This is a genomic window from Pseudomonas sp. GW456-L13 (assembly GCF_017350115.1).
GTDB lineage: Bacteria > Pseudomonadota > Gammaproteobacteria > Pseudomonadales > Pseudomonadaceae > Aquipseudomonas > Aquipseudomonas jessenii.
Window position 1 is genome coordinate 1,779,427 of sequence record NZ_JACNAS010000001.1, and the last position, 25,574, is coordinate 1,805,000.

At 59.3% G+C, this 25,574-nt stretch carries 25 protein-coding genes and 2 rRNA genes (1 of these 27 running past the window's edge); 11 read left to right on the forward strand and 16 right to left on the reverse strand.

Features of this window, described 5'->3' with window-relative positions; genetic code table 11:
* Window positions 1-9 precede the first annotated feature (9 nt).
* A complete protein-coding gene (locus J4D25_RS08060; protein ID WP_057715993.1) occupies window positions 10-1,296 on the reverse strand; it encodes an MFS transporter in 1,287 nt (428 codons plus the stop codon).
* Between the two features lie 146 nt (window positions 1,297-1,442).
* On the opposite strand from J4D25_RS08060, the gene J4D25_RS08065 reads away from it, so the two are divergent.
* Window positions 1,443-2,357 (forward strand): LysR family transcriptional regulator, encoded by a 915-nt coding sequence (locus tag J4D25_RS08065; RefSeq protein ID WP_057715994.1) that lies wholly within the window; start codon window positions 1,443-1,445, stop codon window positions 2,355-2,357.
* A gap of 155 nt (window positions 2,358-2,512) precedes the next feature.
* Here J4D25_RS08065 and J4D25_RS08070 read toward each other — a convergent pair whose 3' ends face one another.
* Genes J4D25_RS08070 through J4D25_RS08080 form a run of 3 tightly spaced genes read right to left on the reverse strand, consistent with a single transcriptional unit; the run spans window position 2,513 to window position 4,373 of the window.
* Window positions 2,513-3,055 (reverse strand): DUF2937 family protein, encoded by a 543-nt coding sequence (locus J4D25_RS08070; protein WP_057715995.1) that lies wholly within the window; start codon window positions 3,053-3,055, stop codon window positions 2,513-2,515.
* A gap of 11 nt (window positions 3,056-3,066) precedes the next feature.
* Window positions 3,067-3,843, reverse strand: a complete 777-nt coding sequence (locus J4D25_RS08075) for a class II glutamine amidotransferase (protein ID WP_057715996.1) — start codon at window positions 3,841-3,843, stop codon at window positions 3,067-3,069.
* Between the two features lie 32 nt (window positions 3,844-3,875).
* A complete protein-coding gene (locus J4D25_RS08080; RefSeq protein WP_057715997.1) occupies window positions 3,876-4,373 on the reverse strand; it encodes a hypothetical protein in 498 nt (165 codons plus the stop codon).
* 213 nt (window positions 4,374-4,586) lie between these two features.
* Here J4D25_RS08080 and J4D25_RS08085 point away from each other — a divergent pair, with 213 nt between their 5' ends.
* Together J4D25_RS08085 and J4D25_RS08090 are read left to right on the forward strand one after the other, a co-directional pair.
* A complete protein-coding gene (locus J4D25_RS08085; protein ID WP_057715998.1) occupies window positions 4,587-6,641 on the forward strand; it encodes a S9 family peptidase in 2,055 nt (684 codons plus the stop codon).
* Window positions 6,642-6,858: 217 nt separating this feature from the next.
* Window positions 6,859-7,332: a Crp/Fnr family transcriptional regulator gene (locus J4D25_RS08090; protein WP_057715999.1), complete on the forward strand. Its 474-nt coding sequence runs from the start codon at window positions 6,859-6,861 to the stop codon at window positions 7,330-7,332.
* Here J4D25_RS08090 and J4D25_RS08095 read toward each other — a convergent pair.
* Window positions 7,329-7,619, reverse strand: coding sequence for a hypothetical protein (locus tag J4D25_RS08095; protein ID WP_057716000.1), 291 nt, complete (start codon window positions 7,617-7,619; stop codon window positions 7,329-7,331). The two genes, J4D25_RS08090 and J4D25_RS08095, sit on opposite strands and share 4 nt — an antisense overlap.
* 95 nt (window positions 7,620-7,714) lie before the next feature.
* Between J4D25_RS08095 and J4D25_RS08100 the strand changes: the two genes are divergently transcribed.
* The 4 genes from J4D25_RS08100 (at window position 7,715) to J4D25_RS08115 (ending at window position 9,945) form a co-directional block, all read left to right on the forward strand.
* A complete protein-coding gene (locus tag J4D25_RS08100) occupies window positions 7,715-8,401 on the forward strand; it encodes a spermidine synthase (RefSeq protein ID WP_057716001.1) in 687 nt (228 codons plus the stop codon).
* 50 nt (window positions 8,402-8,451) lie between these two features.
* A complete protein-coding gene (locus tag J4D25_RS08105) occupies window positions 8,452-8,823 on the forward strand; it encodes a YajD family HNH nuclease (RefSeq protein ID WP_007898702.1) in 372 nt (123 codons plus the stop codon).
* Between the two features lie 193 nt (window positions 8,824-9,016).
* Window positions 9,017-9,487 (forward strand): RNA methyltransferase, encoded by a 471-nt coding sequence (locus J4D25_RS08110; protein WP_007993783.1) that lies wholly within the window; start codon window positions 9,017-9,019, stop codon window positions 9,485-9,487.
* 80 nt (window positions 9,488-9,567) lie between these two features.
* Window positions 9,568-9,945, forward strand: a complete 378-nt coding sequence (locus J4D25_RS08115) for a DUF2892 domain-containing protein (protein ID WP_057716002.1) — start codon at window positions 9,568-9,570, stop codon at window positions 9,943-9,945.
* A 128-nt stretch (window positions 9,946-10,073) separates the two neighbouring features.
* Here J4D25_RS08115 and J4D25_RS08120 read toward each other — a convergent pair whose 3' ends face one another.
* Both J4D25_RS08120 and J4D25_RS08125 read right to left on the reverse strand, forming a co-directional pair.
* Complete coding sequence (locus tag J4D25_RS08120) at window positions 10,074-11,303, reverse strand: hypothetical protein (RefSeq protein ID WP_057716003.1); 1,230 nt, start codon at window positions 11,301-11,303, stop codon at window positions 10,074-10,076.
* A gap of 35 nt (window positions 11,304-11,338) precedes the next feature.
* Window positions 11,339-11,788 (reverse strand): YcgN family cysteine cluster protein, encoded by a 450-nt coding sequence (locus J4D25_RS08125; RefSeq protein WP_008015986.1) that lies wholly within the window; start codon window positions 11,786-11,788, stop codon window positions 11,339-11,341.
* Window positions 11,789-11,952: 164 nt separating this feature from the next.
* Between J4D25_RS08125 and J4D25_RS08130 the strand changes: the two genes are divergently transcribed.
* Window positions 11,953-12,546, forward strand: coding sequence for a nitroreductase family protein (locus J4D25_RS08130; protein ID WP_057716004.1), 594 nt, complete (start codon window positions 11,953-11,955; stop codon window positions 12,544-12,546).
* Window positions 12,547-12,669: 123 nt separating this feature from the next.
* Here the strand turns inward: J4D25_RS08130 and J4D25_RS08135 are convergent, their stop codons facing one another.
* The 5 genes from J4D25_RS08135 to J4D25_RS08155 form a co-directional block, all read right to left on the reverse strand.
* Window positions 12,670-13,602, reverse strand: coding sequence for a D-2-hydroxyacid dehydrogenase (locus tag J4D25_RS08135; protein ID WP_057716005.1), 933 nt, complete (start codon window positions 13,600-13,602; stop codon window positions 12,670-12,672).
* A gap of 119 nt (window positions 13,603-13,721) precedes the next feature.
* Entirely contained in the window at window positions 13,722-14,015 is a 294-nt protein-coding gene (locus J4D25_RS08140) for a YcgL domain-containing protein (RefSeq protein ID WP_057716006.1), read from the reverse strand.
* A complete protein-coding gene (rnd, locus tag J4D25_RS08145) occupies window positions 14,012-15,145 on the reverse strand; it encodes a ribonuclease D (protein ID WP_057716007.1) in 1,134 nt (377 codons plus the stop codon). The genes J4D25_RS08140 and rnd overlap by 4 nt, the downstream gene beginning before the upstream one ends.
* Window positions 15,146-15,377: 232 nt before the next feature.
* On the reverse strand, window positions 15,378-17,027 hold the full coding sequence (locus J4D25_RS08150) for a phosphoethanolamine transferase (RefSeq protein ID WP_057716008.1): 1,650 nt from the start codon (window positions 17,025-17,027) through the stop codon (window positions 15,378-15,380).
* A gap of 190 nt (window positions 17,028-17,217) precedes the next feature.
* On the reverse strand, window positions 17,218-18,600 hold the full coding sequence (locus J4D25_RS08155; RefSeq protein WP_057716009.1) for a glutamine synthetase family protein: 1,383 nt from the start codon (window positions 18,598-18,600) through the stop codon (window positions 17,218-17,220).
* Window positions 18,601-19,098: 498 nt separating this feature from the next.
* Here J4D25_RS08155 and J4D25_RS08160 point away from each other — a divergent pair, with 498 nt between their 5' ends.
* The 3 genes from J4D25_RS08160 (at window position 19,099) to J4D25_RS08170 (ending at window position 22,267) form a co-directional block, all read left to right on the forward strand.
* On the forward strand, window positions 19,099-20,283 hold the full coding sequence (locus tag J4D25_RS08160; RefSeq protein ID WP_057716010.1) for a cyanate transporter: 1,185 nt from the start codon (window positions 19,099-19,101) through the stop codon (window positions 20,281-20,283).
* Between the two features lie 13 nt (window positions 20,284-20,296).
* On the forward strand, window positions 20,297-21,214 hold the full coding sequence (locus J4D25_RS08165; RefSeq protein ID WP_057716011.1) for a DMT family transporter: 918 nt from the start codon (window positions 20,297-20,299) through the stop codon (window positions 21,212-21,214).
* A gap of 114 nt (window positions 21,215-21,328) precedes the next feature.
* Window positions 21,329-22,267: a LysR family transcriptional regulator gene (locus tag J4D25_RS08170; RefSeq protein ID WP_057716012.1), complete on the forward strand. Its 939-nt coding sequence runs from the start codon at window positions 21,329-21,331 to the stop codon at window positions 22,265-22,267.
* A gap of 3 nt (window positions 22,268-22,270) precedes the next feature.
* On the opposite strand, the gene J4D25_RS08175 is transcribed toward J4D25_RS08170, so the two are convergent.
* The 4 genes from J4D25_RS08175 to J4D25_RS08190 all read right to left on the reverse strand — a co-directional run.
* Window positions 22,271-22,636: a 5-carboxymethyl-2-hydroxymuconate Delta-isomerase gene (locus J4D25_RS08175; RefSeq protein ID WP_057716013.1), complete on the reverse strand. Its 366-nt coding sequence runs from the start codon at window positions 22,634-22,636 to the stop codon at window positions 22,271-22,273.
* 58 nt (window positions 22,637-22,694) lie between these two features.
* Complete coding sequence (locus J4D25_RS08180; protein WP_057716014.1) at window positions 22,695-23,621, reverse strand: LysR substrate-binding domain-containing protein; 927 nt, start codon at window positions 23,619-23,621, stop codon at window positions 22,695-22,697.
* 200 nt (window positions 23,622-23,821) lie between these two features.
* A 5S ribosomal RNA gene (gene rrf, locus J4D25_RS08185) occupies window positions 23,822-23,937 on the reverse strand.
* Between the two features lie 155 nt (window positions 23,938-24,092).
* Window positions 24,093-25,574 (reverse strand): 23S ribosomal RNA (locus tag J4D25_RS08190); it runs 1,410 nt beyond the window's last position.

Sequence of the window (25,574 nt, forward strand, 5' to 3'; positions counted from 1 at the left end):
GATTATCAGTTACTGGGCGTCGAGTTGCTTGCCACGGGTTTCCGGCAAACTCAAGGCCGCGAGGATCACCACGCCGTAGGAAACCGCCGCAAAGGCACCGATGCCTACACTCAGCGGCACGGTCTGGCTGAGCAGGCCAATCAACAGTGGAAACAACGCCGCCAGCGCCCGTCCGATGTTGTAGCAAAAACCCTGGCCCGAACCGCGAATGCGCGTGGGGAACAACTCGGTCAGGAATGCACCCATGCCACTGAAGATCCCGGAGGCAAAGAAGCCCAGCGGAAAGCCCAGCCACAGCATCACGCCGTTGCTGACCGGCAGTTGCGTGTACAGCAACACAATGGTGAACGAGCCGACGGCGAACAGGATGAAGTTCTTTTTACGTCCGAGGATGTCGGTCAAATAGGCGCTGATGACATAACCCACGTAGGACCCGACGATCACCATCGCCAGATAACCGCTGGTATTGAGTACGCTCAAACCACGCTCGTTCTTCAGGAAAGTCGGCAACCAGGACGTGATCGCGTAGTAGCCGCCCAGGGCGCCGGTGGTCAGCAACGAAGCGCGAATCGTGGTGAAGAGCATGCCGGGGGCGAAAATCTCGTAGAACTTCGACGGGTTGCTCGGCTCCTGCCTGGCTTTGGCTTCACGATAGATTTCCGGGTCCTTGACCAGGCGGCGGACGAATATCACGAAGATTGCCGGCACGATGCCGAGGATGAACAGCGCGCGCCAGGCGTCTTCCGGTGGCAATACCGAGAACAGCAGCGCATACAGAATCGCCGTCAACCCCCAACCCAGCGCCCAGCCGGACTGCACCATGCCCACGGCCTTGCCACGGTCCTTGGCTCGAATGACTTCACCGATCAGCACCGCGCCGGCCGTCCACTCACCGCCGAAACCGAAGCCCATCAGGGTCCGTGCAATCAGCAGTTGCTCGTAGCTCTGGGCAAAGCCGCAGAGGAAGGTGAAGAAGGCAAACCACAACACCGTCAATTGCAAGGTGCGCACACGACCGATGCGATCGGAGAGAATCCCCGCTACCCAGCCGCCGATGGCCGAAGCGATCAGCGTGCTGGTGTGAATCAGCCCGGCCTGGCCGGTGGTGATACCCCACATGGCAATCAGGGTTGGCACCACAAAGCTGAGCATCTGGGTGTCCATGCCGTCCAGGCCATAGCCGATCTTGCAGCTCCAGAAGGTGCGGCGTTCCTGCTGATTGATGTTGCGATACCAGTCGAAAGGTCCCGGACGGGCCGAGGCTTTCGGAATGGCGGTGGTGTCGGGCGCACTCATGGCAAATCTCCGCGCTGATTTTATTGGTATTGTTCTGAGCCCCGACGACGCCTATCGTGGGAACCGGATGCGCCGATTTTTGGACGCGCGCCCCTGCTGCGTCCAACTAATAAAAACCCGCCTTAGACATAAGAAATCTTTATCCCATGAACCTGAAGTTTCTCGAGACCTTTGTCTGGGTCGCCCGACTCAAGAGTTTCCGCCTGACCGCCGACAAGCTCTTCACCACTCAGGCCTCGATTTCCAGCCGCATCGCAGTGCTTGAAAGCGAGCTGGGGGTAAAGCTGTTTCTGCGGGATTCGCGCGGCGTGAGCCTGACGCCCGAAGGCCTCAAGGTGCTCGATTACGCCGAGCAGATGATGGACACCATGCAGGCGCTCAAGCAGTCGATCGAGACCCGCTCGAGCAAGGCCGGACGGGTGCGCATCGGCGTGATGGACACAGTGATCCATACCTGGCTCAGCCCGTTGGTGGCGCAGATGACCGATCACTACCCGCTGGTGGAAATCGAACTGGTAGCCGATACCTCGCTCAACCTCTGCGATCAGCTGCAAAAAGGCTTTCTCGATGTGATCCTGCAGACCGACCTGCTGCGCCAGGAAAGCGTGCGCAGCCTGGAACTGGCCAGCCACCCCATGGGCTGGATTGTCGCCAGCAACTCGATCTACAACCGCAATTACACGAACGTCGCCGAACTGGCACGTGAGCGGATCATCACTTATTCGAAAAACTCCCATCCGCATCAGGAAGTGCTGGCGCTGATGCAGGCCAATGGCGTCATGACACCGCGACTGAACTGCGTGAATTCGGTGTCGGCCATCACCCGTTTGTTGCGCGACGGCTTCGGCATCGGCGCATTGCCACCGGTGCTGGTGGCCGAGGAACTGGAGCGGGGGGAATTGACCTTGCTGGCCATCGACCAACGCCCGCCCAACCTGCAAGTGGTGGTGTCATGGCGGGTTGGCGCGGAGTGGGTCGAGGAGATCGTGACGTTGTGCCAGCACGTGGTGGAGCAGTATGCGCGGAAGGTGGGTGACGACTACATCACTCTGGCTGACTGATGACGTCCTGTGGCGAGGGGGCTTGCCCCCGATCGACTGCGCCGCAGTCGTAAATCTGATAAACGCAGTACACCTGAAAAAATGGGGTATCTGGTTTTGGGGCTGCTGCGCAACCCAACGGGGGCAAGCCCCCTCGCCACAGGGACCGCGCAGTATTACAAACCGCGCAAATCCCGCTCTTCGATCGGCCGGCTCTGGCGCAGACGCTTGCCGCCCAGCACCACCCAGTCGATCAGTCGGAACAGGCACTCGATCCCGAACGACAGCAGCAACGCGCCGCTCATGCCCCAGACCATCGCTTCGGGCGTCAACAGGATCTGGTAGCTGTAGCCATTCCAGGTTTCCTTGCGGATATCCGGATCGGCGGCCAGCACCACTTGCAGGAAGCGGATGTACCACGGGCCCTGCATCGCCTGGAATTGCTTGTCCAGCGCCACCTGACGGGTCAGCAGGTTGCCCAGGCTGTCGGCGTCGCTGCGAAAGATCGGGTCTTCGCTGGCGCGGTAATGCGCGACCAGAGCCTGCATGTCACCCTTGAAGAACTGATTGGCGGTGTTCTGGAAGCCGCTCAGACTGGCCTGCGCCTCGATCAGGTGCGCCTCGACCCGCTTGGTGTAATCGCTGATGAAGCCCGGTACCTGGACACCGATCAACAGGCCCGCCGCAAACAACACCAGCCGTAGATAACTGAGCAACATGCAAGGAGTCCTTATTCGGTCTGGCCCTGGCTGACACATTCGCCGCGTCGCCACAGGCTCCATTGACCCGGTTCGTAACGGGTCCAGGTTTCGTTTTCGGTCAGGGGTTCGGTGGCGATGACGGTCACCACATCGTTAGGCGTGGTTTCGGCCTGAAAGTCGACGATCACGTCGACATCCTTCAAGCGTGCCGGGCCAAACGGTGCACGACGGGTGATTTGCGCCAGCTTGGTCGAGCAATAGCAGAACAGCCAGTCACCGTCGCTGAGCAGGCAGTTGAACACGCCTTTGCTGCGGTATTCGGCGCACGCTGCCACCAGGTCAGGCAGCAGCTCTTCGACCTCGACCGGCTCGGGGAACGCCGCACGCACACGGTTGAGCAAATCGCAGAAAGCCGCTTCGCTGTCGGTATCGCCGACCGGGCGATAGAAACTGGTCACTGGCTGGAAGTCCGCCAACTGGCCGTTATGGGCGAAACACCAGTTGCGCCCCCACAGCTCACGGACGAACGGATGCGTGTTGGACAGGGAGACCTTGCCGACGTTGGCCTGGCGGATGTGCCCGATCACCACTTCGCTCTTGATCGGATAGCGCTGCACCAGGTTCGCGACCTCCGACTCGCAGCTCGCCGCCGGGTCCTGGAACAGCCGCAGTCCACGGCCTTCATAGAAGGCAATGCCCCAGCCATCGCGGTGCGGGCCGGTGCGTCCGCCGCGCTGCATCAGCCCGGTGAAGCTGAACACGATATCGGTCGGGACATTGGCGCTCATGCCCAATAACTCACACATGCTCGGACTCTCGCTCAATCGCAGGGGCAAGGTTACAGACGGGGTTCGACTCGCATCCGCTGAGGAGTGCTCGGCACGGGCGGACGACCATAACGATCATCGCCGGCACCGCCGAACGGTTGATCGTCCTCGGGCTCGTCGGCACGGACGGCGGCTTTGGCGGCGGCAGCCTGCTCCCTGCGGGCATTGGAGGCGCGCTCGATGGGGAAACGGATCGCCACCAGCACCAGATAGAGGCCGAACGCGATCATGCCGTACATGAACAGATCGGAAATCGCCCGCCAGGCGTTGTTGCCGACCTTGAACAGCAGGTCGAGCGCGGTAATGGCGAGAGCCGGTGCGATTTTGTCCTTGACCGGGTCGATGATGGTCGGGCTGAACAGCAGCACGACCATCGCCAGCCGTAGCGGCTCACGCAGCCAACGCCACATCCAGCGGGTCAAGCGCATCCACACCAACAGGCAGCCCAAAGCGGCGAAGGCGTAGAGGCCCCAAGCGATCAGATAGTCGTTCTCGGTCATGGTGTCCATGGCAAGGCAGGCAAAGAGGCGCTTATGATAACGGCTTTTCGCCCATCAGGCTGCATCAATGCCTTCGGTCAAGACATAGAACCCTGTGGGAGCGAGCTTGCTCGCGATGGCGGACTGACAGTCAACATTGATGTTGGATGTACTGGCCTCATCGCGAGCAAGCTCGCTCCCACAGGTTCCAAACCTATTCCGTACACTGCTCGAGAACCCTTCATGCCCCTATCCGCCAACATTCACGACGCTCCGATTGCCCACAAGGCTGAAGGCTCCGACCCGTATGCCTGGCTGCAGGAGCGCGACACCGAGGCAGTGCTCGACTACCTGAAAGCCGAAAACAGCTATCAGCAAGCGCAAACCGCCGACCAGGCCGCATTGCGCGAAACCCTGTTCCAAGAGATCAAGGGGCGGATTCTCGAGACCGATCTGTCCCTGCCCTCGCCATGGGGCCCCTATCTGTATTACACCCGCACCACGGCAGGCGATGAGTACGCCAGGCACTACCGCTGCCCGCGTCCGGCCGATGACAGCCTGACCCTCGACGAAAGCCGCGAACAACTGCTGCTGGACCCCAACGAACTGGCCAAGGGTGGTTTCTTTTCGCTCGGGGCGTTCAGCATCAGCCCGGACCACCAGCGTCTGGCCTACAGCATCGACTCCAGCGGCGAGGAGATTTACACGCTGTTCGTGAAGGAATTGTCCGACGGCCGTGTCAGCGAGCTGGAATTCCAGGACTGCGACGGCAGCATGACCTGGGCCAACGATAGCCTGACGCTATTCTTTGGCGAACTGGATGACACCCATCGTCCGCACAAGCTGTATCGCTATCGACTGGACGGCACGGCGGCCGAAGAAGTGTTCCATGAGCCGGACGGGCGCTTCTTCATGCATTGCTACCGTTCAAGCTCCGAGCAGCAATTGCTGCTGTCCGTGGGCAGCAAGACCACCAGCGAAGCCTGGGTGCTTGACGCCAACCAACCGCAGCACGCCTTTGCCTGCATCGCGCCACGGGTCGAGGAGCATGAGTACGACGTCGATCACGGCGTACTCGACGGTCAATGGACCTGGTTCATTCGCAGCAACCGTGACGGCATCAATTTCGCCTTGTACACGGCCGTCGATACCGGCGCCGCGCCCACCGAAGCCGACTGGCAGAACCTGATCCCCCACAGCGACACGGTGATGATCGACGGCATCAGCCTTAACACCGGGGCCATGACCCTGAGCCTGCGGGTTGGCGGCTTGCCGGTCATTGAAGTCCACCCACAAAGCCTGGCGCCTTATCGTGTGCAACTGCCGGATGCGGCCTACAGCCTGCACGTGCAAAACAGCCTGGAGTTCGAAAGCGACCGGATTCGCCTGCGCTACGAAGCGTTGAACCGTCCGGCGCAAATCCGCCAGCTTGAACTGGCGACCGGCGAGCAGAAAGTCCTCAAGCAAACCCCGGTGCTCGGCCCGTTCGATGCCGACGCCTACGTCAGCCAACGCCTGTGGGCCACGGCGCCGGACGGCACGCAAGTGCCCATCAGCCTGGTGATCAAGCGCGCAGACCTGGGCAAACCCGTGCCGCTGTACCTCTACGGCTATGGTGCCTACGGCGAAAGCCTCGACCCGTGGTTTTCCCACGCGCGCCTGAGTCTGCTGGATCGCGGCATGGCGTTTGCCATTGCCCACGTGCGTGGCGGCGGCGAACTGGGGGAAGCCTGGTATCGCGCCGGCAAGCAGGAGCACAAGCACAACACCTTCAGCGACTTTATCGCCTGCGCCGAACACCTGATCGCCCAAGGCTTCACCACTGCACCGCAGTTGGCTATCAGTGGCGGCAGCGCCGGTGGCTTGCTGATCGGCGCGGTGCTCAACCAACGGCCGGAGCTGTTTGGCGCCGCCATCGCCGAAGTGCCGTTCGTCGACGTACTCAACACCATGCTCGACCCTGATCTGCCATTGACCGTGACGGAGTACGACGAGTGGGGCAACCCTGAAGAGCCGGACGTCCATGATCGGATCAAGGCCTACGCCCCGTATGAAAATGTCACCGCGCAAGCTTATCCGGCCACCCTGGTGATCGCCGGTTACAACGACAGCCGCGTGCAGTATTGGGAAGCAGCCAAGTGGGTGGCGAAATTGCGCGCGACCAAGACCGACAGCAATCCCCTGCTACTCAAGACTGAATTGGGTGCCGGGCATGGCGGGATGAGCGGGCGATACCAGGGATTGCGTGACGTAGCACTCGAATATGCATTTTTGTTCAAGGTTTTGGGCATGGCCTGAGGAACCCGGGCCGATGAACCGGTCTTAATTCCACACACTGGTAGCCGATACAACACCAGTACCCTGTGGGAGAGAGCTTGCTCGCGATGGCGTCAGCACATTCAACATTACCGTTGCCTGTGAAGCCGCAATCGCGAGCAAGCTCGCTCCCACAAGGGGTTTTCGGTGACTTCAAATTCGAGCCAGTAACAGACACAACAATAAAGACCGTGACGACATGTCTGAACCAACCTTTCTGAACAACGAAATTCGCGACTGGCTGATGGATTGCGGCCTGTTCAATCAACTGCAGCCAGCCGACTTCGCCGCGGCTTCGGGCTACTTCAGTATCAGCACCATTGCCCAGGGCGAGGAAATCTTCCAGGAGGGCGATGCCGGCAGTTTCATGTGCATCATCCATACCGGTCAGGTGGCGGTGCAGAAAACCAACGCTGACGGGCAGCGAGTTACCATCGCCACGTTGCGCAGCGGCCGCTCGTTCGGTGAAATGGCCGTGCTCGACGGCGAACGGCGCTCGGCCAGTTGCGTGGCCGCAAGCAACTGCCAGTTGCTCAACCTGGGCAAGGACTCGCTGGAAAAGATGCTCAACGACGCACCGAAAATCGCCGCCAAGATCATCCGCGCCCTCGCCGTGTCCCTCTCCAAACGACTGCGCATGGCCGACGGTCAACTGCTTTCGCAGCAGGTCTAGCCGCCCGGCGATTTGGTTTTCGGCGGATTGGGCTCCAGGCCCGGTATAGGCTGGTCCTTGATCGGCGGGCTGGGCATTTCAATCGGCACCAACGGCGGACCGCTACTGCCGGGGCCGACTTTAGGCAAAGGCGCCGGGCTGATTTGCGGGTACGGCGTGGGCGTCGCGGTGCCGGGCGAACCGGGTATCGGCGCGGGGCTGACGGGAATCGATTGCAGCTGTTGCGCCTGCACTGCAGTTATCGAGAGCGCGGCCAGGGCAATGACCGTTAGAATGGTGCGCTTCATCAATGGCTCCGTTGGCCTTGTCGTCATAAACAGGCTACTCCCAACTGCGTCTGTTTGCCCTCCCGAGTTCTGCCAATTTTCTTCAAGTGAGCCCCATGAAACGTTTCGTTCTGCTGGACACCACCCCCATCCCTGAAAACGGCGGCGCCCTGTGCCTGTTCGAATACGGCGAGGATTTTGTCATCAAGATCCAGGGCGGCGACGGCGGACAATTGATGAACACGCGCATGCACGGCTCCGAAGATGCCCTGGCCGAGATCCCGTGTCGCAAGGTCGCCGGCCGACCGGGTTCACGGGTGCTCATCGGCGGCCTGGGCATGGGTTTCACCCTCGCTTCGGCGCTCAGGCACCTGGGCAAGACTGCCGAAGTGGTGGTCGCTGAATTAGTGCCTGGCGTTGTGGAGTGGAATCGCGGGCCACTCGGCGAGAAAGCCGGAAACCCGCTTCAAGACCCGCGGACCGTGATTCGCATGGAAGACGTGGCCAAAGTCCTGCAGGCCGAGCCCCAGGGTTTCGATGCCATCATGCTCGACGTCGACAACGGTCCCGAAGGCCTGACCCAGAAAGCCAACAGCTGGCTCTACTCCGCCGCAGGCCTCAGTGCCTGCGCCAAGGCCCTGAGACCAAAAGGCGTGTTGGCCGTCTGGTCGGCCAGCGCTGACCGGCAGTTTTCCGACAAACTGAAGAAGGCGGGTTTCAAGGCCGAGGAAGTGCAGGTCTTCGCCCACGGCAACAAGGGCACCCGCCACACCATCTGGATTGCCGAGAAGCTCAAGGGCTAGGCTAAACTTCACCCTATAACCGTCATTAGTCTTTCTACAAAGGTGAACCCATGAGTTCGTCCACCCCGACCAACACTTCGAAGCTGGATCGCATCCTCGCCGACAACCAGCGCGACAAGGAAATGGGCTACCGCGACAAGGCCCTGAAGATGTACCCGCACGTCTGTGGCCGCTGCGCCCGTGAGTTCTCCGGCAAGCGCCTGAGCGAACTGACCGTGCACCACCGCGACCACAACCACGACAACAACCCGCAGGACGGCTCGAACTGGGAGTTGTTGTGCCTGTACTGCCACGATAACGAACACTCGCGGTATACCGACCAGCAGTATTTCGACGAAGGCTCGCTGAGCACGCCGAAAATCGCCAAGGCCACGCACAACCCGTTTGCGGCGTTGGCGGGGTTGATGAAGAAAGAAGACTGAAGATTTTCAGCGCCTGATCCGGCCTCATCGCGAGCAAGCTCGCTCCTACAGTTGATTTTGTGAACGACACAGATCAAATGTGGGAGCGAGCTTGCTCGCGATGGCAATAGCCCTGCCACCGCCAATATCCAAACTGACCGCTGCCGCCCAATCCCCGTATAATCCCGCTTTTTTCCCGAAAGGCACCCCGCTCGTGGCAGACAAACGGTACAGCTGCATTGGTTTGTATAACCCCAAATCACCGGAGAACGTCGGTTCGGTGATGCGCGCCGCTGGCTGTTATGGCGTGGCGTCGGTGTTCTACACCGGCAAGCGCTATGAGCGCGCCGCCGACTTCGTCACCGATACCAAGCGCGTGCACTACGACATCCCGCTGATCGGCATCGACGACCTGAAGAAAATCCTGCCCCTCAATTGTGTGCCCGTCGCCGTGGAACTGGTCGAGGGCGCCCGCCCGTTGCCGGAATACACCCACCCGGATCGCGCGCTCTACATCTTCGGTCCGGAAGACGGATCGCTGGATAAAGAGATTCGCGACTGGTGCGAAGACGTGGTCTACATTCCGACCACCGGTTGCATGAACCTGGCCGCCACGGTCAACGTCGTGCTCTACGACCGCATGTCCAAGGGGCTCAATACCCGCTCCGGACCAAAATTCCGCTGAATCGCCACACATCCGATTGAACGAGCTGCCCGCCCAGGCTGTCAGTTTGACTATCGATCACTGAAGCCTGGAGACAGACCATGAGCGAACTCAAACCCGTCGAGCGTATCGAATCCACCCCGTTCCAGAGCCCTTCCGAGCAAAACGTGCAGGGCTGGGAACGCATTGGCTCCCTGGCCGGTGGCGTGGTGATGGTGGGCAAGGGACTGCGGCGTGGCGGGATCTTTGGCCTGATCCAGGTGGCCATCGGCGGCGTGGCCCTGGCGCGTGGAATTACCGGCCACAGCTCGGCGAAAAGCCTGCTGGAGAAAAGCCGTCAGGACATGAACAACGTGCGGGCGAAAATTCAGCGGGCGGGTGAAGAGTTGAAGACGCTGAAGGCCAATGCCGAGGCGGCGACCAAAACCGCAACCGTTACCGGCAATGATTCCTTGAAGTCGCCGAAAGCCGGGGTTTGAATCAGGATTTGCGCTGAAGCCACTGGCCTCATCGCGAGCAAGCGCGCTCCCACAGGGCTATGTGGCGCTCACAACATTTGTGTTCACCCCCAATCACTGTGGGAGCGAGCTTGCTCGCGATGACGGACTCACTGAAGTAAACCGGTATCAAGGACTTTGGAAGAGTCGCCAATAACACTCTCCGACAGCTGCACAAAGTCCTTGGTATCAACGTTATCCAGCCGCATCGCCCCGCGCAGCACATCATCGAGCGAACGCTTGTTGTGGGTTTTCAGGCGAATCTCGCGGTCCAGTTCCTGCAGCAACACCACCGCCCTGGCCACTTGCGTCGAGCTGATCCGCTCACCGCGCAGCGTGGTGACTTTCTGGCTGATCTTGACCAATTTGCGATGCAGGCTCTCGTAGCGCTCATCGCTCATGCCGCCAGCCCGGCGCACCAGTTCGATGGCGTAATACTCAGCAAAGCCCTCACTGATCCAGTCACTGCGCCGGGTGCCTTTGACACGCCCGAACACCTGGGCCAACTCACGGACCAAGGCACTGGTGCCGCTTTCGCTGACCACCGGCAGACGACTGTTGAGGTAGATCGACTCGTGCGCCGACTGGCTGCCGCGCCACATTGGATCATTGGCCCCGACGATCAGCAGTTTGCCCGGGTGTCGCGGATACAGCGCCTGCACTTGCGGCCAGACGAAGGTCAGCAGCGTCAGCACATCCATACGGCGCATGCCCTGCCCCAGCGGCGAGGCGACTGTGACTTCGGTCTCGCCCAGACGAGTGCGGCGACTGCCGAGCTCACCAGCGAGCATCCAGCCGGTAGGCCGGTCGAACAGTCGGGAAGGGTTATCGATACGGAATTTATTCGGGCCGATTCGTGGCCAAGCGGTTTCAACGCTTTTCCAGCCACCGGGCAGCTCGAACTCAAGGCGTGAAACCAGTTCGATGCCGTCCTGTTGATCGAGTCTGGCAGCCGGCACCAGATTGTCGCCGCGCATCAACGCCCAGCCTGGCGTCATGCGCGTGTCGAAGCTGCCGCTCTTGCGCCCGTGGCTGATACTCACGCGGTAGGTCAGGCTGGCCTTGTCCGCAGCCGGACGCCAGACACCGCGCGCCGCTTTGCCGGGGGTCAGTTGCCATTGGCCGTCAGCCTTGAAATCGCTGTAGTGGCTGCCGTCGCCAAGGTCGAAATCCAGGCTGCGTACCGCCGAGCCCTGGGCGAGCGTCAGGCGCACTTCGGCCTGATCGCTCTGCGGCAACAGGCGCACGTGGTAATCCAGATTGACCTTGTTCGCAGCCCATGCCGGCGAATTCACGGCCAGTAATCCAAGGATCCACGCCTGCCGCCATCCCACAGCCATACACACTCCTTCGTGAAACGTTGAACCTCAGGCAATCAGCCTGCGCGGAAAATCAGATGATCTTCCCAATCATCTTCCGGCACGCTGCCTTCGGCGAGCATGCGCCCGGACTGGGAAATCCGCTCGTGATGAACGGCATCGCGATCACCGCACACCAGGTGATGCCACAACGGCAGGTCCTTGCCTTCGCTGACCAGGCGATAGCCGCAGGTCGGTGGCAGCCATTTGAATTCGTCGGCCTTGCCCGGCGTGAGCTGGATACAGTCCGGCACCGAGTCACGGCGGTTGGGATAGTCCGTGCACTGGCAGGTTTTCAGGTCCAGCAACTTGCAGGCGATGCGCGTGTAATAGACGCTGTTGTCGTCTTCGTCTTCAAGCTTTTGCAGGCAGCACAATCCACAGCCGTCGCACAGCGACTCCCATTCCTCCTGATCGAGTTGATCAAGGGTCTTGCGTATCCAGAACGGTTCTACTTTGGCGGCCATGGTTCGAGTATCGACATCAGGTGGTGAAAAGGCCGCCAGTCTAGTGCCCGCAGCTCCGCGGGCCAAGCATTGGCGACTGTCGGTACACCGGGCTTGTCAGTTTTTGCGCTGCCAAGTAGGGTTTTGTGTTGCTCCCACTTTCAAACGTAGCCAGGAATCTCTTGATGAGTGCCAACCCACGCGTTGCCGATTACGCCATTCACCCTCAGTTCACCGATCGCTGGTCGCCCCGCGCCTTCACTGGCGAAACGATTCCGGAGGAAACCCTGCTGAGCTTCTTCGAAGCCGCCCGCTGGGCACCCTCGGCCTACAACTCGCAACCCTGGCGCTTTCTCTACGCACGTCGCGACACGCCGAACTGGGAGCGTTACCTGGGCCTGCTGAACGAATTCAACCGCAGCTGGGCGCAACATGCTTCGGCCCTGGTGATCGTGATTTCGAAAACCACCTTCGCCGTGCCTGGCGCCGCCGAAGAAACCCCGGCCCTGTGGCACACCTTCGACACCGGTTCCGCCTGGGGCCACCTGGCCTTGCAAGCGAGCCTGAGCGGCTGGCACACCCACGGCATGGCCGGCTTCGACCAGGAGCTGACCCGCAAGGCGCTGAACATTCCTGAAGGCTACGCCCTGCACGCCGCCGTCGCGGTGGGCAAGCTGGGGGACAAGGCGAGCCTGGCGGATTATCTGCAAGCCCGTGAAGAACCCAGCCCGCGTCGTCCATTGAGCGAGTTGGCGGCTGAAGGTGACTTCACCCTCTGAGCCATACTGAAAATCCCTGTGGGAGCGAGCTTGCTCGCGATAGCGGTAGGACAGTCAATATTGATGTTGAATGTACCAGCCTCATCGCGAGCAAGCTCGCTCCCACAGTTTTTGATGGTGTGTTCAATACCCGCGATCGAAATCCACTTCCCCGCGCAACGCCTCTCCCGCCTCATAAGCCCGCAGGTTCTCGACAAACAGCTTCACCATCATCGAAGGCGAAGTCGGGGCCGAGCTGTGGCCGGTCAGCAGCAGGCCCCAGGCCGTCCAGAACGGATGACGCTGGGGCAAGGGTTCCTGACGGCACACATCGATCACTGCACCCGCCAGATGCCCTTCCTTCAAGGCATCCACCAGATCCGCATCAACCACCGCCACTCCGCGCCCGGCGTTGATGAACAACCCGGTCGGCTTGAATTGCTTGAACAGCGCCGCGTCGTAGACATCGTGGGTGTCCGGCGTGTTCGGCAGCAGATTGACCACGTAATCGACTTCACCGACCAGCCGCGGCAAATCCGCCATCGAACCAACTTCGATAAACGGTGCCTGCTCCCGTGCGCTGCTGGCAACGCCATACAGTTCGACGCCAAACGGCACGAGGAACTGCGCGACACTTTGACCGATATCACCGGTGCCGACGATCAACACCCTGCGCCCTGCCAGGCTCTGGACCTGGCGACTTTCCCACTTGCGCTCGACCTGGCTGACCAGTCGCGCCAGCACTTCACGCTCATGACCGAGCATGTACGTGAGCACGTACTCGGCCATGACCTGGCCAAAGATTCCGACTGCACGGGTCAGCCGATAGTGCCGCGGCAAGCCATCGGCCAGCAGCGGCGTGATGCCGGCCCAGGTCGATTGCAGCCATTGCGGTTGATGACCCTGGCGTAACAGGGTCGCCAGCAAATCAGGCTGGCCTAGCCACACCGGGCAATCGGCGGCCTGGCTGGCCAGTTCGGCGGAATCACCGCTGGTCAGCACCTCCAGGTCCGGTGCCGCCTCGCGCAACAGTTGGGCGTACACGGGGTGGTCGTGTTCAGCAATCAGGACGCGCATGCTTCAAACCTTTCAAAAACAGTGCAGACGACCGCCGACAGAGCAGTGCTCCGTCGATGCTGCCATCGCTAAAATCAATCAGTGTTTCATAACCACTCTGAACAGAGTCTGTCTGCCGCTCACATCGGATCGTTGCGACGCAACAATTCTTCCGGCAAGTGCTCGATGTACTCGTCTTCGGCAGGCGGCATTTGCAGGTGATAACCCTGTTTCTCGAGGTTCTCCAGCACGACCGTGATGTCCTCGCGCGACAGCTTGCGCTCGGGGCTCAGCACCAGGTCGAACGCGTGGATGGCCTTGCCGAAGGCTGCCATCAGGGTATCCGGCACGCGCTCCAGAGCATCGCTCTTGAGCACATACAGGTACATTTCGTTTCTTTTCGAGCTGCGGTAGATGGAGCAAATACGTTTCAAGGCTGTTCTCCGGCGGTGGCCAGGCTGTCGAGCAGCGCCTGGCCCATCAATTCGCGGCGCCAGCCACGCAGCGAATCAGGCAATTGGTAGGGACCATTGGGGAAGCCGCTCTTGAGCAGCGCTTCCAGGGTTTTCTTGCGCAGCATCAGTTCCGGCGCGATGTTCAGGCGCTCGGCTTCGGCCTGGCCTATGGCCTTCATTTGTTTGAGCAGCGCAGCAGCATCCACCGGCAACGGCTCCGGCACGGCTGGCGGCCATTGATCAGGCGACACACTGCCAGAGCGCTTGATCAGATCAAGCAGAAACTCGCCGTCCTGACGCACGGTACGTGGGTGCATGTCTTCGATTTTCGCCAGGGCGCCGAGGTTATCCGGTTGCGTACGCGCCAGCGGCCACAACGAATGCTCGCGGATGATCCGGTTGCGCGGCAGGTCGCGCGCCCGGGCTTCCTTTTCACGCCAGGCGCAGAGCTCACGCAAAACGGCGAGTTGGGCGCGAGACAGCTTCCAGGCCAGCTTGGCATCGCGATAGACCTCGTACGGGTCGATCTCGCGGCGCAGGTTGGCCACCAGCTCGGCGCCATCCTCCAGGACCCAGGCGTATTTCTCGTTGGAAAGCTTTGGACGCAGTTTTACGAAAACTTCAGCCAAATGCACGGCATCTTCGGCGGCATAGCTGATCTGGGTTTCGGAAAGCGGGCGTTGCAGCCAGTCGGAACGGGTTTCCCCCTTGGGCAGGTCGATGCCGAGCACTTCCTGCACCAGCCGCGAATAACCCATGGAAAAACCAAGGTTCAGATAAGCGGCAGCCAGTTGCGTATCGAACAGCGGCGCCGGCAGGCTGCCGGTCAGGCGTAGCAGGACTTCGAGGTCTTCGCTGCACGCGTGGACAACTTTGACCACCGCAGGGTTTTCCAGCAAAGCGGCCAATGGCTGCCAGTTGTCGATGGTCAGCGGGTCGATCAGATAGGCGCGAACGCCATCACCGATCTGCAGCAGGCCGGCGATTGGGTAGAAGGTGTCGACCCGCATGAATTCGGTGTCGAGGGCAACGAATGGCAACTGTTGCCACTCGGCACACAACCGTCCGAGGCTATCGTTGTCGCGAATCCAGTGAATATCGATGGCCACACGGCTCTCCCTTGAAGAATGGCGCGCAGTATATATCGCCCCCGGCGATTTCCGCGCATCCACTGAACAAGAGCATTAGCGAAAATTACTGCGTGACATAAAGAATAGTCCTACAAAGCCGAGCTAGCTGGTCTTACCCAGCACCTGGAACCGTCGCGAGAATCACCGTGTTCGGCCAACACCTGTCAAAAACCAGGTCGACGGCCGCTGCGTGAAAAAGAGTCAGAGGAGATCATTCCTTGGCCAATACGCCGTCTGTCACTGGACCACGACATCCGGCAAACATGTCCAGATCCTGGTGGTAGACCTTGCTGTCAACCTCCAGCAGCCCAAGCATCGAATGGAACAGGTTGTCCTGGCTGAGGGACTTTTCACGGCTCTGTTGCAAGCAGCGGGTATCTAGCGCAAACGACTTTTTATAGCTGTCGGAGAACCAGGCAAACATGGCGACATGCTTTTGCTGCTCCGGTGCCAGCATGTAGGGCGTGCCGTGGAGGAACAAGTTGTATTCACCCAGGGACTCGCCGTGGTCCGACAGATACAGCATCGCGGTATCCACTTTGTCCTGGTTGCTGCGCAGCAGATCGATCAAGGTCGACAGTACATGGTCGGTATAGACCAGGGTGTTGTCGTAGCCATTGACGATACTTTCGCGGCTGCAATTGTTCAGGGCATTACTCTCGCAAACCGGGGTGAAGCGCTCGAACTCTTTCGGATAACGCTTGAAGTACTCAGGACCGTGGCTGCCCATCTGGTGCAATACCAATACCGTGTCCTTGTCCAGGGTATCGATGAAATGCTGCAGCCCTTGCAGCAGGATTTCATCGCGGCATTCACTGTTGGCGCACAGCGCCGGGTCCTTCAGATTACTGACGTCCTGAAGGGTGACGCGATCGCACGTACCTTTGCAGCCTGACTGGTTGTCACGCCAGATCACGTCGATACCCGCATGCTTGAGCACGTCCAACAGGCCTTCTTCGTTCTTTGCCTTGCTGGCGTTGTAGTCCTTGCGCCCCATGTTGGAGAACATGCAAGGCACCGATACGGCGGTTTCAGTACCGCAGGAGTGCACATCGGTGAAAGCGATCAGGCCGTCTTCCTTACTCAGCTTGGGAGTGGTGTCGCGGCTATAGCCAAGGACACCGAAGTTCTCCGCCCGGGCACTTTCACCCACGACAAGTACCGTCAGTGATTTGCGCCCGTGAGTTTGCCAGGCTGGATTGCGCCGGGCATCTTCACCGAGCTTCACAAAAGGTTGATGTGCAGACGCAACCTGCTCGCGCAAGAAGCCAGCCGAAGCACCAATGTAGTTGCTTGGCACCACCATCAGGCGTAACTCGTGGTGATTGCGAAACAGCGAAGACAGGCCTTGATAGTTAACCAGTGCAACTCCACCAATGACTGCTGCCGAGGCAAAAGTCACCACAACTTTACTGAGCAGTTCACGGTGCCAACGACGATAATTAATCGGCGTTTTCCATAACAGCCAGGACGGAAGAACGCCGAGCAGTAAAATATAAACAAACAACTTTAGTGACAGCAAGTCACGCACTTCCGTTGCATTGGTCTCGGCGAAGTTACGCAACATGCCGGTATCGATCAAAACACCATACTGGCTCATGAAATAAACCACGCCCGCGCTGGTCATGAACAGCAGGGTCAGGAGCGGCTTGAGCACTGGCCGGAATGCCAGCAGGGTCAGCACAATGTTGAAGGCCGCGAAGATCATCACCCCGAAAGCCGCGCGCATGACGATGCCTTTGCCATCGGATGCGGTGATGTCGAACAGGTGTTGCCAAAGTACGTAATTGAAGCCGACTAACAAAAACGTGCTGGCAATCAGTGTCACCCATTCAGGGCGCACGGCTTTAATCTTAAGCATGATATTTGGCGGATCCTGAAAGTAAGTATCTCCGGCAAATGTGAAAATTTCATTTACCGAGACAGCTCTAATTTTAGGTAGCCAACAATCAATTTTTTGTGAAAAATAAGCCAACAATTAGTTGGCTTATTAAGTCCGCCTGACACTTTCAGACTATTTGAGAATGGTTCAGCCCCGATTCAGATTCGACTCAAGCCTGATGCAAATACCAGCGCCAGTCCTGTTCACCGACCTCCCCCATGAATTGACGATACTCAGCGCGTTTCACCGCCAGATAGACGCCGAGGAATTCACCGCCGAAGGCTTCCCTGGCCCAACTCGAACCTTCCAGTGATCGCAAGGTGGTCAGCCAGTCTGTCGGCAACAGTTTCGTGGCCTGGGCGTAGCCATTGCCTTCCACCGGCGCACCAGGATCGAGTTGTTCGCGGATGCCGCGATGAATACCGGCCAGAATCGCCGCAGCCGCCAGATAGGGGTTGGCATCTGCGCCACAAATTCGATGCTCGATGTGCCGGGAATACGCAGGCCCACCTGGGACACGCAAACTCACGGTGCGATTGTCTACGCCCCAGGTGGCCGCCAGGGGCGCATAGCTGTTGGCCTGGAATCGACGGTAGGAGTTGGCGTTGGGGCAGAACAGCAACAGCGAATCGAGCAAGGTACTGAGCATGCCGGCGACGGCCTGCTTGAGCAGCGGCGTTCCATCCGCAGCTTCGCTGGCGAAGAGGTTGTTGCCGTCCTTGTCCGCCAGGCTCACGTGCATGTGCATCCCGGTGCCGGCGAGGTCATCGAAAGGCTTGGCCATGAAACAGGCTGTCATGCCGTGCTTGTGCGCCACGCCTTTGACCAGACGCTTGTAGCGTACCGCTTCATCCATCGCCTGTAGTGCGTCGGTGCGGTGTTCGAGGGTGATCTCCACTTGCCCCGGCGCGTATTCGGAAATGGCCGTGCGCGCCGGAATCCCCTGGAGTTTGCAGGCACTGTAGAGATCGGCCAGGAACGGTTCGATCTGTTCAAGCTCGCGTAAACCATAGACCTGGGTGCCGTACGGACGCCCGCCATCGACATCCCGTGCCGGTTGCGGCCGGCCATTGCTGTCGCGTTGCTGATCCAGCAGGTAGAACTCCAATTCCGCCGCCATGACCGGGTAATAACCGTCTGCCTGCAAACCCTCGATGACCTTCGCCAGCAAATGACGGGGATCGGCAATAGTGGCGGGCATTCCCTCCGTTGGGTGCATGCTGACCTGCACGGCCGCGGTCGGTATCAGACGCCACGGCATACGCGTGAGGCTGCCGCTGATCGGGTAGGCCCGGCAGTCGATATCACCGACATCCCAGACCAGCCCGGAGTTTTCCACGTCATCACCGTTGATGGTCAGGCCGAGGATGGTGCTCGGCAATGGTCGCCCGCTTTCATACACCGCCAGCAACTCGTCACGATGCAGCAACTTGCCCCGCGGCACACCGTTGTTGTCGAGGATGAACAGCTCGAACATTTCAATATCCGGGTTCTGCTCCAGAAAGGTCAGGGCTTCTTGCCGGGTGGCAAACGAGGTCGTGGCACAACTCATGGGAACTCTCTTTTTCCGTGTCAGACGGGTACGCAAAAGCACCCGCACTTTAATCCCGCCATCAAGCGGAACAGGTAGGAACAATCAGCGGAAAAAGCAGGAATCCGGCGGGCGCGCATGGCGGCAATGCCACAGCGCCCAAAAAGCCAGTTCAGAAGGAAGTGCGGAGAGGTTTGGCGCGGTGGCAGGCGTGAATCGACGGCCAAGGCTCGACGCTCGAACGCCGTTGGATGCCTTGCAGTGGATTGCGACTGGCCAACCGTCCATAGAGAGAACCGCAGAAAACAGATGACCCGCAGCGTCACACGATGGCTTAAGTCGTTAAATCAGGATTTGAAGAACCTTGGATGTCGTTTGGCTAAACATTTGGCTGTTTTGTGCTGCCTTCAGTGGGGAGAAGGCCTGTATTTGATTTCTAAATACCACCCCGGACTTTCTGATTTGCGCCCTTCGGGGCTCGCGCGCCTTAATCGCCCGCCTATTCATCAAGGTCCGATCATGGAAAACACCCGAGCCACTTCCCGCCCTGCCCTCTGGCTCATGTTCAGCATTGTCCTGGTTGCCCTGAACCTGCGCCCTTCCATGGCCGCTGTCGGGCCGCTGCTCTCAGCGATTCGCGACGACATTGCGCTGAGCTTCAGCCAGGCTTCACTGCTGACAATGTTACCGGTGACGGCCATGGGGCTGGCGATGTTTGTCGGCCTGCGCGTCAGTCAGCGATTCGGCGATCAACGCACGGTAGTCTTCTCGTTGCTGATCATCGGCGTGGCCACGCTTTCGCGGTTGTTCCTTGATTCAGCCGCGCAGTTGCTCCTCAGCGCGGTGCTGGCCGGTGTCGGGATCGCCCTGATCCAGGCCTTGATGCCAGCGTTGATCAAATCCCGCTTCAGCGACCACGTAGCCCTGTGCATGGGGCTCTACGTCACATCGATCATGGGCGGTGCGGCCATGGGTGCTTCCTTTGCGCCGCTGGTGATGGAGCGTACCGGCAGCTGGCGTATGGGCCTGGCGATCTGGGCCGTTCTCGCTGTGCTGGCATTGCTCTTCTGGCGCAGCCAAAGCGCGGGGATGCCAACACTGGATTCGAGGGCATCCGGCAAAGGTTCGTACTTTGCCAATTCCCGCGCGTGGTTACTCGCAATTTTCTTTGGCCTGGGCACTGCGTCCTACACCTGTGTTCTGGCCTGGCTGGCGCCTTACTACGTGGAAAAGGGCTGGAGCGAGCAACACGCCGGATTGCTGCTCGGGTTTCTGACCGCCATGGAAGTGTTGTCGGGTCTGTTGACGCCCGTCATTGCCAATCGCAGCCGCGACCGCCGCGTCGTGCTGATGGTATTGCTGACACTGATCATCGCCGGTTTCTGCGGACTGATTCTGGGCCCACGGCATTTGAGCCTGCTGTGGCCATGCCTGCTGGGGCTGGGCATTGGCGGCCTGTTCCCGATGAGCCTGATCGTATCGCTGGATCACCTGGACAATCCATTGCGTGCTGGTGGCCTGACCGCATTCGTGCAAGGCATCGGCTACTTGATTGCCGGCCTGTCGCCGCTGCTGGCGGGGATCATCCGCGACCAGCTCGGCAGCTTTGAATGGGCCTGGTGGTCGCTCACGGCGGTCATGGCGCTGATGATGCTGATGGTTTTGCGCTTCAACCCAAGGCACTACGCCCGCCACATCCATTGACCCGGAGCCTGCCATGAAAACCACCGTTTTCGCCGTCGCTCACGCCAGCATGCTGCTTTGGGCCTTGTTGATCGCCGCATCGTTTTCCGCGGCGGCGCAAGTCAGCCAGGCCATCGACCCGATCCTGCTGACGGGTTTACGCCTGCTGTTTTGCGCTTTGGTGTTTCTGCCGTTGTTGCTGCTCAAAGGCGATGCCGTCATGACCGTCCGCGCACTGTTTGGTCACGCGGTGCTCGGCCTGCTGCTGGCGTTGTACTTCGGTTCGCTGTTCGAAGCGTTGCGCTACACCTCGGCCGTCAACACCGGGACGATGTTCACGCTGGTGCCACTGATGACCTTGGGTTTCGAAGCCGTGCTCACACCTGACAGCCGTCTGAAACAACGGATTATGCCGATGCTGCTCGCCGCTGCCGGGGCGGTGTTGTTGATCATGAAAGGCATCGGCCCCGGCGAGTTGCCATCGCCCTATGCATTGACGGTGTACGGCATCGGTTGCTTGGCGATGGCGCTCTACGCCCCCCTCAGCCAGCGTCTGAAAGCCAATAGCCTCAAGGGACGCGGACCGGTGTCCATGACGTTCTGGAACATGCTGTTCGGTGCGCTGTTTCTGCTGGTGTTCTGTGGATTCAGTGGCGGTTGGCGTTCGGCATCATTACTAACGCTCAACGACTTCTATTGGCTGATGTACCTGGCAGTGTTCGCCACCCTGGCGACGTTCTGGCTGCTGCACCGGGCCATCGGCGTGATCGCGCCGTCCTCGGTGATTTCCTACATCTATCTGAGCACGCTGTTCATCACCTTGTTCCACTGGCTATGGGGACACCAGACGCCGCTGCCGCTGGAAATGACCGGCGCGGTGCTGGTGGGCCTTGGCATGTTCGCGCTATTGATGTCCAGCCGCCGTGCCGTGTCGGCGATGGTCCGGGGCTGAAAGGGCCCAGGGCGAAACTTCCGACGAGGCATTCTCCCTGCTCCCTCATTCCGCTAGGATCATTCGCTCATCCTTGCACACGGTCAGCGCAAGGGACGCAGCGAGACGCAATGGATGCTGAACAGTAATTCGCTTAGAAAACTCGACATGCAGGACCTCATGGTGTTCGTCGCCGTGTACGAGCAAAACAGCGTCACCGACGTATCCGAGACGCTTTGCGTCAGCCAGTCCACGGTGAGTTACTGCCTGAAGAAATTGCGCACCAGTTTCGAGGACGAACTGTTCATCAATACTCGCACCGGCGGCATGCAGCCCACCGGCAAGGCCAGCGCGATGTACCCTCACGTGCTGAAAATCCTCGAAAGCATCAACCTGTGTCACGCCGGCTTACCCACGTTCGACCCAGGCCTGCAACCCGTGACCTTCAACATCTGCGCCCCGGAATATTTCGAGCAACTGATCCTGCCGCGCTTGTTGAAAACCTTCGACCTCGCCGATCTTCCGGTGATGGTCAATGTGTTCAAACTCCAGGCCGATATCCCTGCCCAAGCGTTGCGCGAAGGCAGCCTCGACCTGGTGATGTGCTTCGGCCCGAACTTTCATCGCAGTCACGTCGATTTCAAATCGCAGACGCTGCTCGAAGATGACCTGGTGTGTGTTTTCGACAAACGCGCCACGCCGGCAGAACCACGCTTGAGCCTGCAAACCTATGTCGAACGTCGACACGTGTTCCCGACACCCTGGACGTCCGCCACCAACATGGTCGACGGCTGGCTTGCACAGCAGACACAACAGCGCCATATCGTCGCACGCGCCAACAGCTACAGCGCAGCGCTGAAGCTGATCACCGGCACCGACTATGTTCTGACCCTGCCCCGGCGCATCCAGCGACTACTGGCCAGTGCAGACACCTTCAATCACTGTGAAGCGCCCGCTGGTTTGCCGGGTTTCACCCTCGACATGCAGTGGAACCAGGCTGTTGATCAGGACAGCGCCAACACCTGGCTGCGAGCGCAAGTGATCCAGGCCTGCTTCGAGCAGGAAACAGCCTGATGCTCAGTTGCTGATGGCGGTCTTGCTGTAGGAATCGCGATCGATGTCGAGAATTTCCACGCACAACTGGACTTCAACGCCGCTCGGCCACTCACACACGTCCTGCACCACCGCCAGCAGGCTTTCAGACAGCTGTTTCTTGATCTGTGCGGAACGACCACTCAACAGTGCCAGTTTCACATGCACGAACGCCCGTTCAGCCAATGCAGTACCGACCTTGAACGCCTCGACCCTGATCGCGCGGCTCTTGATGTCGAATTCGGCAGCAAACTGACCGGAAGCCACCAGTGTATTGTTCAACCGCATCAATGCCACTTCGGCATTCAGATCAGTCAGGTTGGCGGTGTATTCCATGTCCAGGTGAGGCATGAGTGGGTTCCTGTAAGTGGGGTGGAAAGGTCGTACATATAACACAGCGCCACCCTGTTCATTCGGGCAGCGGCAATACGGCACGCTCACTCATGAACGCCTCCAGGCGCGAACGTAACCAGCGCTCGGCAGGGTCGCTATCGACATGGCTGAGCCAGACCATGGATAGATCCAGGGTCGGTGTCTTGAAGGGAAAGGGTTCCTTGAACAGCATTCCCGATGCAGCCATCGCCGCAGCGGTGTAGTCCGGCAGGCTGGCAATCAGGTCGGTGCCGGCAAGCAGGGCCGGTAATGCACTGTACTGCGGCACCGAAAGCACCACCTGGCGTGTGCGACCGATATCCGCCAGCCACTCGTCGGCATAGCCACTGACGTTGGCGGTATGGGACACCAGCACGTGCGGTCGCGCGCAATATTCATCGAGGGTCAGCGGTGTATCAGAGGCATCGGCGCGCAAAATGCTGGGCTGGATGTGTCGCAACAACTTGCGCTTGGCATTGGCCGGCAAGCCACGGGTCTGGCTGATACCCACCGTGATATCGCCGGCTGCCAGCAAGTCGGGAATCCGCCAGTAATCGACATGCTGCACCACAAACACCACGTTGGGCGCTTCCTGGCGCAGCGCTCGCAGCAATGGCGGCAACAACCCGAACTCCACATCGTCGGACAACCCGATGCGGAACGACATCGCACTGCTGGCCGGGTCAAAATCATGGGTCAGGCTCAAGGCCACGGACAAGGAATCCAGCGCCGGCGACAGGTGCCTGATGATCTCCTCGGCCCGTGCCGTCGGCTCCATGCGATGGCCAACGCGTATGAACAGCGGATCATTGAACATCGCACGCAAGCGGTTGAGCGCCGAACTGATGGTCGGCTGACCGAGAAACAGCTTCTCCGCCACCCGAGTGACATTGCGTTCGAGCATCAGCGTTTCGAATACCACCATCAGGTTGATATCCGCCTTGCGAAGTTCATTGCGATTCATCCACTGCCCCGATCCAAAAAATCTGCTGACAGTTTAGGTAGCTGGTGCGACTGCCGTCTATCCAACACAGGTCCAACAGCCTGATGCGGGCTGTCAGGGGATATTTCGCACTGAGGCCCATCGCGAGCAAGCTCGCACCTACAGGGACGCCAAAAACAAAACCCCTACCTGCATACGCAGATAGGGGTTTCGGAATTTAATCTTGACGATGACCTACTCTCACATGGGGAAACCCCACACTACCATCGGCGATGCATCGTTTCACTGCTGAGTTCGGGATGGGATCAGGTGGTTCCAACGCTCTATGGTCGTCAAGAAATTCGGGTACTGAGTCGTGGCCGGTTGGCCTCGCTTCAGCAAATTGGGTATGTGACAGCTTTCGGTGTTTTGTGAGCGTCGAACTCTCGGTTCTTTCGTCTTCACACACCGCAATCTGGCCTCTTTCGAGTTCACAAATTGCTTGGGTGTTATATGGTCAAGCCTCACGGGCAATTAGTATTGGTTAGCTCAACGCCTCACAGCGCTTACACACCCAACCTATCAACGTCGTAGTCTTCGACGGCCCTTCAGGGGACTCAAGGTCCCAGTGAGATCTCATCTTGAGGCAAGTTTCCCGCTTAGATGCTTTCAGCGGTTATCTTTTCCGAACATAGCTACCCGGCAATGCCACTGGCGTGACAACCGGAACACCAGAGGTTCGTCCACTCCGGTCCTCTCGTACTAGGAGCAGCCCCTCTCAAATCTCAAACGTCCACGGCAGATAGGGACCGAACTGTCTCACGACGTTCTAAACCCAGCTCGCGTACCACTTTAAATGGCGAACAGCCATACCCTTGGGACCGGCTTCAGCCCCAGGATGTGATGAGCCGACATCGAGGTGCCAAACACCGCCGTCGATATGAACTCTTGGGCGGTATCAGCCTGTTATCCCCGGAGTACCTTTTATCCGTTGAGCGATGGCCCTTCCATACAGAACCACCGGATCACTAAGACCTACTTTCGTACCTGCTCGACGTGTCTGTCTCGCAGTCAAGCGCGCTTTTGCCTTTATACTCTACGACCGATTTCCGACCGGTCTGAGCGCACCTTCGTACTCCTCCGTTACTCTTTAGGAGGAGACCGCCCCAGTCAAACTACCCACCATACACTGTCCTCGATCCGGATAACGGACCTGAGTTAGAACCTCAAAGTTGCCAGGGTGGTATTTCAAGGATGGCTCCACGCGAACTGGCGTCCACGCTTCAAAGCCTCCCACCTATCCTACACAAGCAAATTCAAAGTCCAGTGCAAAGCTATAGTAAAGGTTCACGGGGTCTTTCCGTCTAGCCGCGGATACACTGCATCTTCACAGCGATTTCAATTTCACTGAGTCTCGGGTGGAGACAGCGCCGCCATCGTTACGCCATTCGTGCAGGTCGGAACTTACCCGACAAGGAATTTCGCTACCTTAGGACCGTTATAGTTACGGCCGCCGTTTACCGGGGCTTCGATCAAGAGCTTCGCGTTAGCTAACCCCATCAATTAACCTTCCGGCACCGGGCAGGCGTCACACCCTATACGTCCACTTTCGTGTTTGCAGAGTGCTGTGTTTTTAATAAACAGTCGCAGCGGCCTGGTATCTTCGACCGGCGTGGGCTTACGGAGCAAGTCCTTCACCCTCACCGGCGCACCTTCTCCCGAAGTTACGGTGCCATTTTGCCTAGTTCCTTCACCCGAGTTCTCTCAAGCGCCTTGGTATTCTCTACCCAACCACCTGTGTCGGTTTGGGGTACGGTTCCTGGTTACCTGAAGCTTAGAAGCTTTTCTTGGAAGCATGGCATCAACCACTTCGTGTTCCAAAGGAACACTCGTCATCAGCTCTCGGCCTTAAGATCCCGGATTTACCTAAGATCTCAGCCTACCACCTTAAACTTGGACAACCAACGCCAAGCTGGCCTAGCCTTCTCCGTCCCT

Excerpts from the sequence above, each read along its gene's own strand:
- J4D25_RS08125 (WP_008015986.1), bottom strand. The coding sequence starts at position 11,788 with ATGGCCGCCAAAGTAGAACCGTTCTGGATACGCAAGACCCTTGATCAA.
- J4D25_RS08065 (WP_057715994.1), top strand. The coding sequence starts at position 1,443 with ATGAACCTGAAGTTTCTCGAGACCTTTGTCTGGGTCGCCCGACTCAAG.
- J4D25_RS08175 (WP_057716013.1), bottom strand. The coding sequence starts at position 22,636 with ATGCCTCACCTGGACATGGAATACACCGCCAACCTGACTGATCTGAAT.
- J4D25_RS08170 (WP_057716012.1), top strand. The coding sequence starts at position 21,329 with ATGCTGAACAGTAATTCGCTTAGAAAACTCGACATGCAGGACCTCATG.
- J4D25_RS08070 (WP_057715995.1), bottom strand. The coding sequence starts at position 3,055 with ATGTTGCTCAGTTATCTACGGCTGGTGTTGTTTGCGGCGGGCCTGTTG.
- J4D25_RS08115 (WP_057716002.1), top strand. The coding sequence starts at position 9,568 with ATGAGCGAACTCAAACCCGTCGAGCGTATCGAATCCACCCCGTTCCAG.
- J4D25_RS08090 (WP_057715999.1), top strand. The coding sequence starts at position 6,859 with ATGTCTGAACCAACCTTTCTGAACAACGAAATTCGCGACTGGCTGATG.
- J4D25_RS08080 (WP_057715997.1), bottom strand. The coding sequence starts at position 4,373 with ATGGACACCATGACCGAGAACGACTATCTGATCGCTTGGGGCCTCTAC.
- J4D25_RS08165 (WP_057716011.1), top strand. The coding sequence starts at position 20,297 with ATGAAAACCACCGTTTTCGCCGTCGCTCACGCCAGCATGCTGCTTTGG.
- J4D25_RS08150 (WP_057716008.1), bottom strand. The coding sequence starts at position 17,027 with ATGCTTAAGATTAAAGCCGTGCGCCCTGAATGGGTGACACTGATTGCC.
- J4D25_RS08100 (WP_057716001.1), top strand. The coding sequence starts at position 7,715 with ATGAAACGTTTCGTTCTGCTGGACACCACCCCCATCCCTGAAAACGGC.
- J4D25_RS08075 (WP_057715996.1), bottom strand. The coding sequence starts at position 3,843 with ATGTGTGAGTTATTGGGCATGAGCGCCAATGTCCCGACCGATATCGTG.
- J4D25_RS08130 (WP_057716004.1), top strand. The coding sequence starts at position 11,953 with ATGAGTGCCAACCCACGCGTTGCCGATTACGCCATTCACCCTCAGTTC.
- J4D25_RS08095 (WP_057716000.1), bottom strand. The coding sequence starts at position 7,619 with ATGAAGCGCACCATTCTAACGGTCATTGCCCTGGCCGCGCTCTCGATA.
- J4D25_RS08135 (WP_057716005.1), bottom strand. The coding sequence starts at position 13,602 with ATGCGCGTCCTGATTGCTGAACACGACCACCCCGTGTACGCCCAACTG.
- J4D25_RS08085 (WP_057715998.1), top strand. The coding sequence starts at position 4,587 with ATGCCCCTATCCGCCAACATTCACGACGCTCCGATTGCCCACAAGGCT.
- J4D25_RS08180 (WP_057716014.1), bottom strand. The coding sequence starts at position 23,621 with ATGAATCGCAATGAACTTCGCAAGGCGGATATCAACCTGATGGTGGTA.
- J4D25_RS08105 (WP_007898702.1), top strand. The coding sequence starts at position 8,452 with ATGAGTTCGTCCACCCCGACCAACACTTCGAAGCTGGATCGCATCCTC.
- J4D25_RS08155 (WP_057716009.1), bottom strand. The coding sequence starts at position 18,600 with ATGAGTTGTGCCACGACCTCGTTTGCCACCCGGCAAGAAGCCCTGACC.
- J4D25_RS08120 (WP_057716003.1), bottom strand. The coding sequence starts at position 11,303 with ATGGCTGTGGGATGGCGGCAGGCGTGGATCCTTGGATTACTGGCCGTG.
- J4D25_RS08160 (WP_057716010.1), top strand. The coding sequence starts at position 19,099 with ATGGAAAACACCCGAGCCACTTCCCGCCCTGCCCTCTGGCTCATGTTC.
- J4D25_RS08060 (WP_057715993.1), bottom strand. The coding sequence starts at position 1,296 with ATGAGTGCGCCCGACACCACCGCCATTCCGAAAGCCTCGGCCCGTCCG.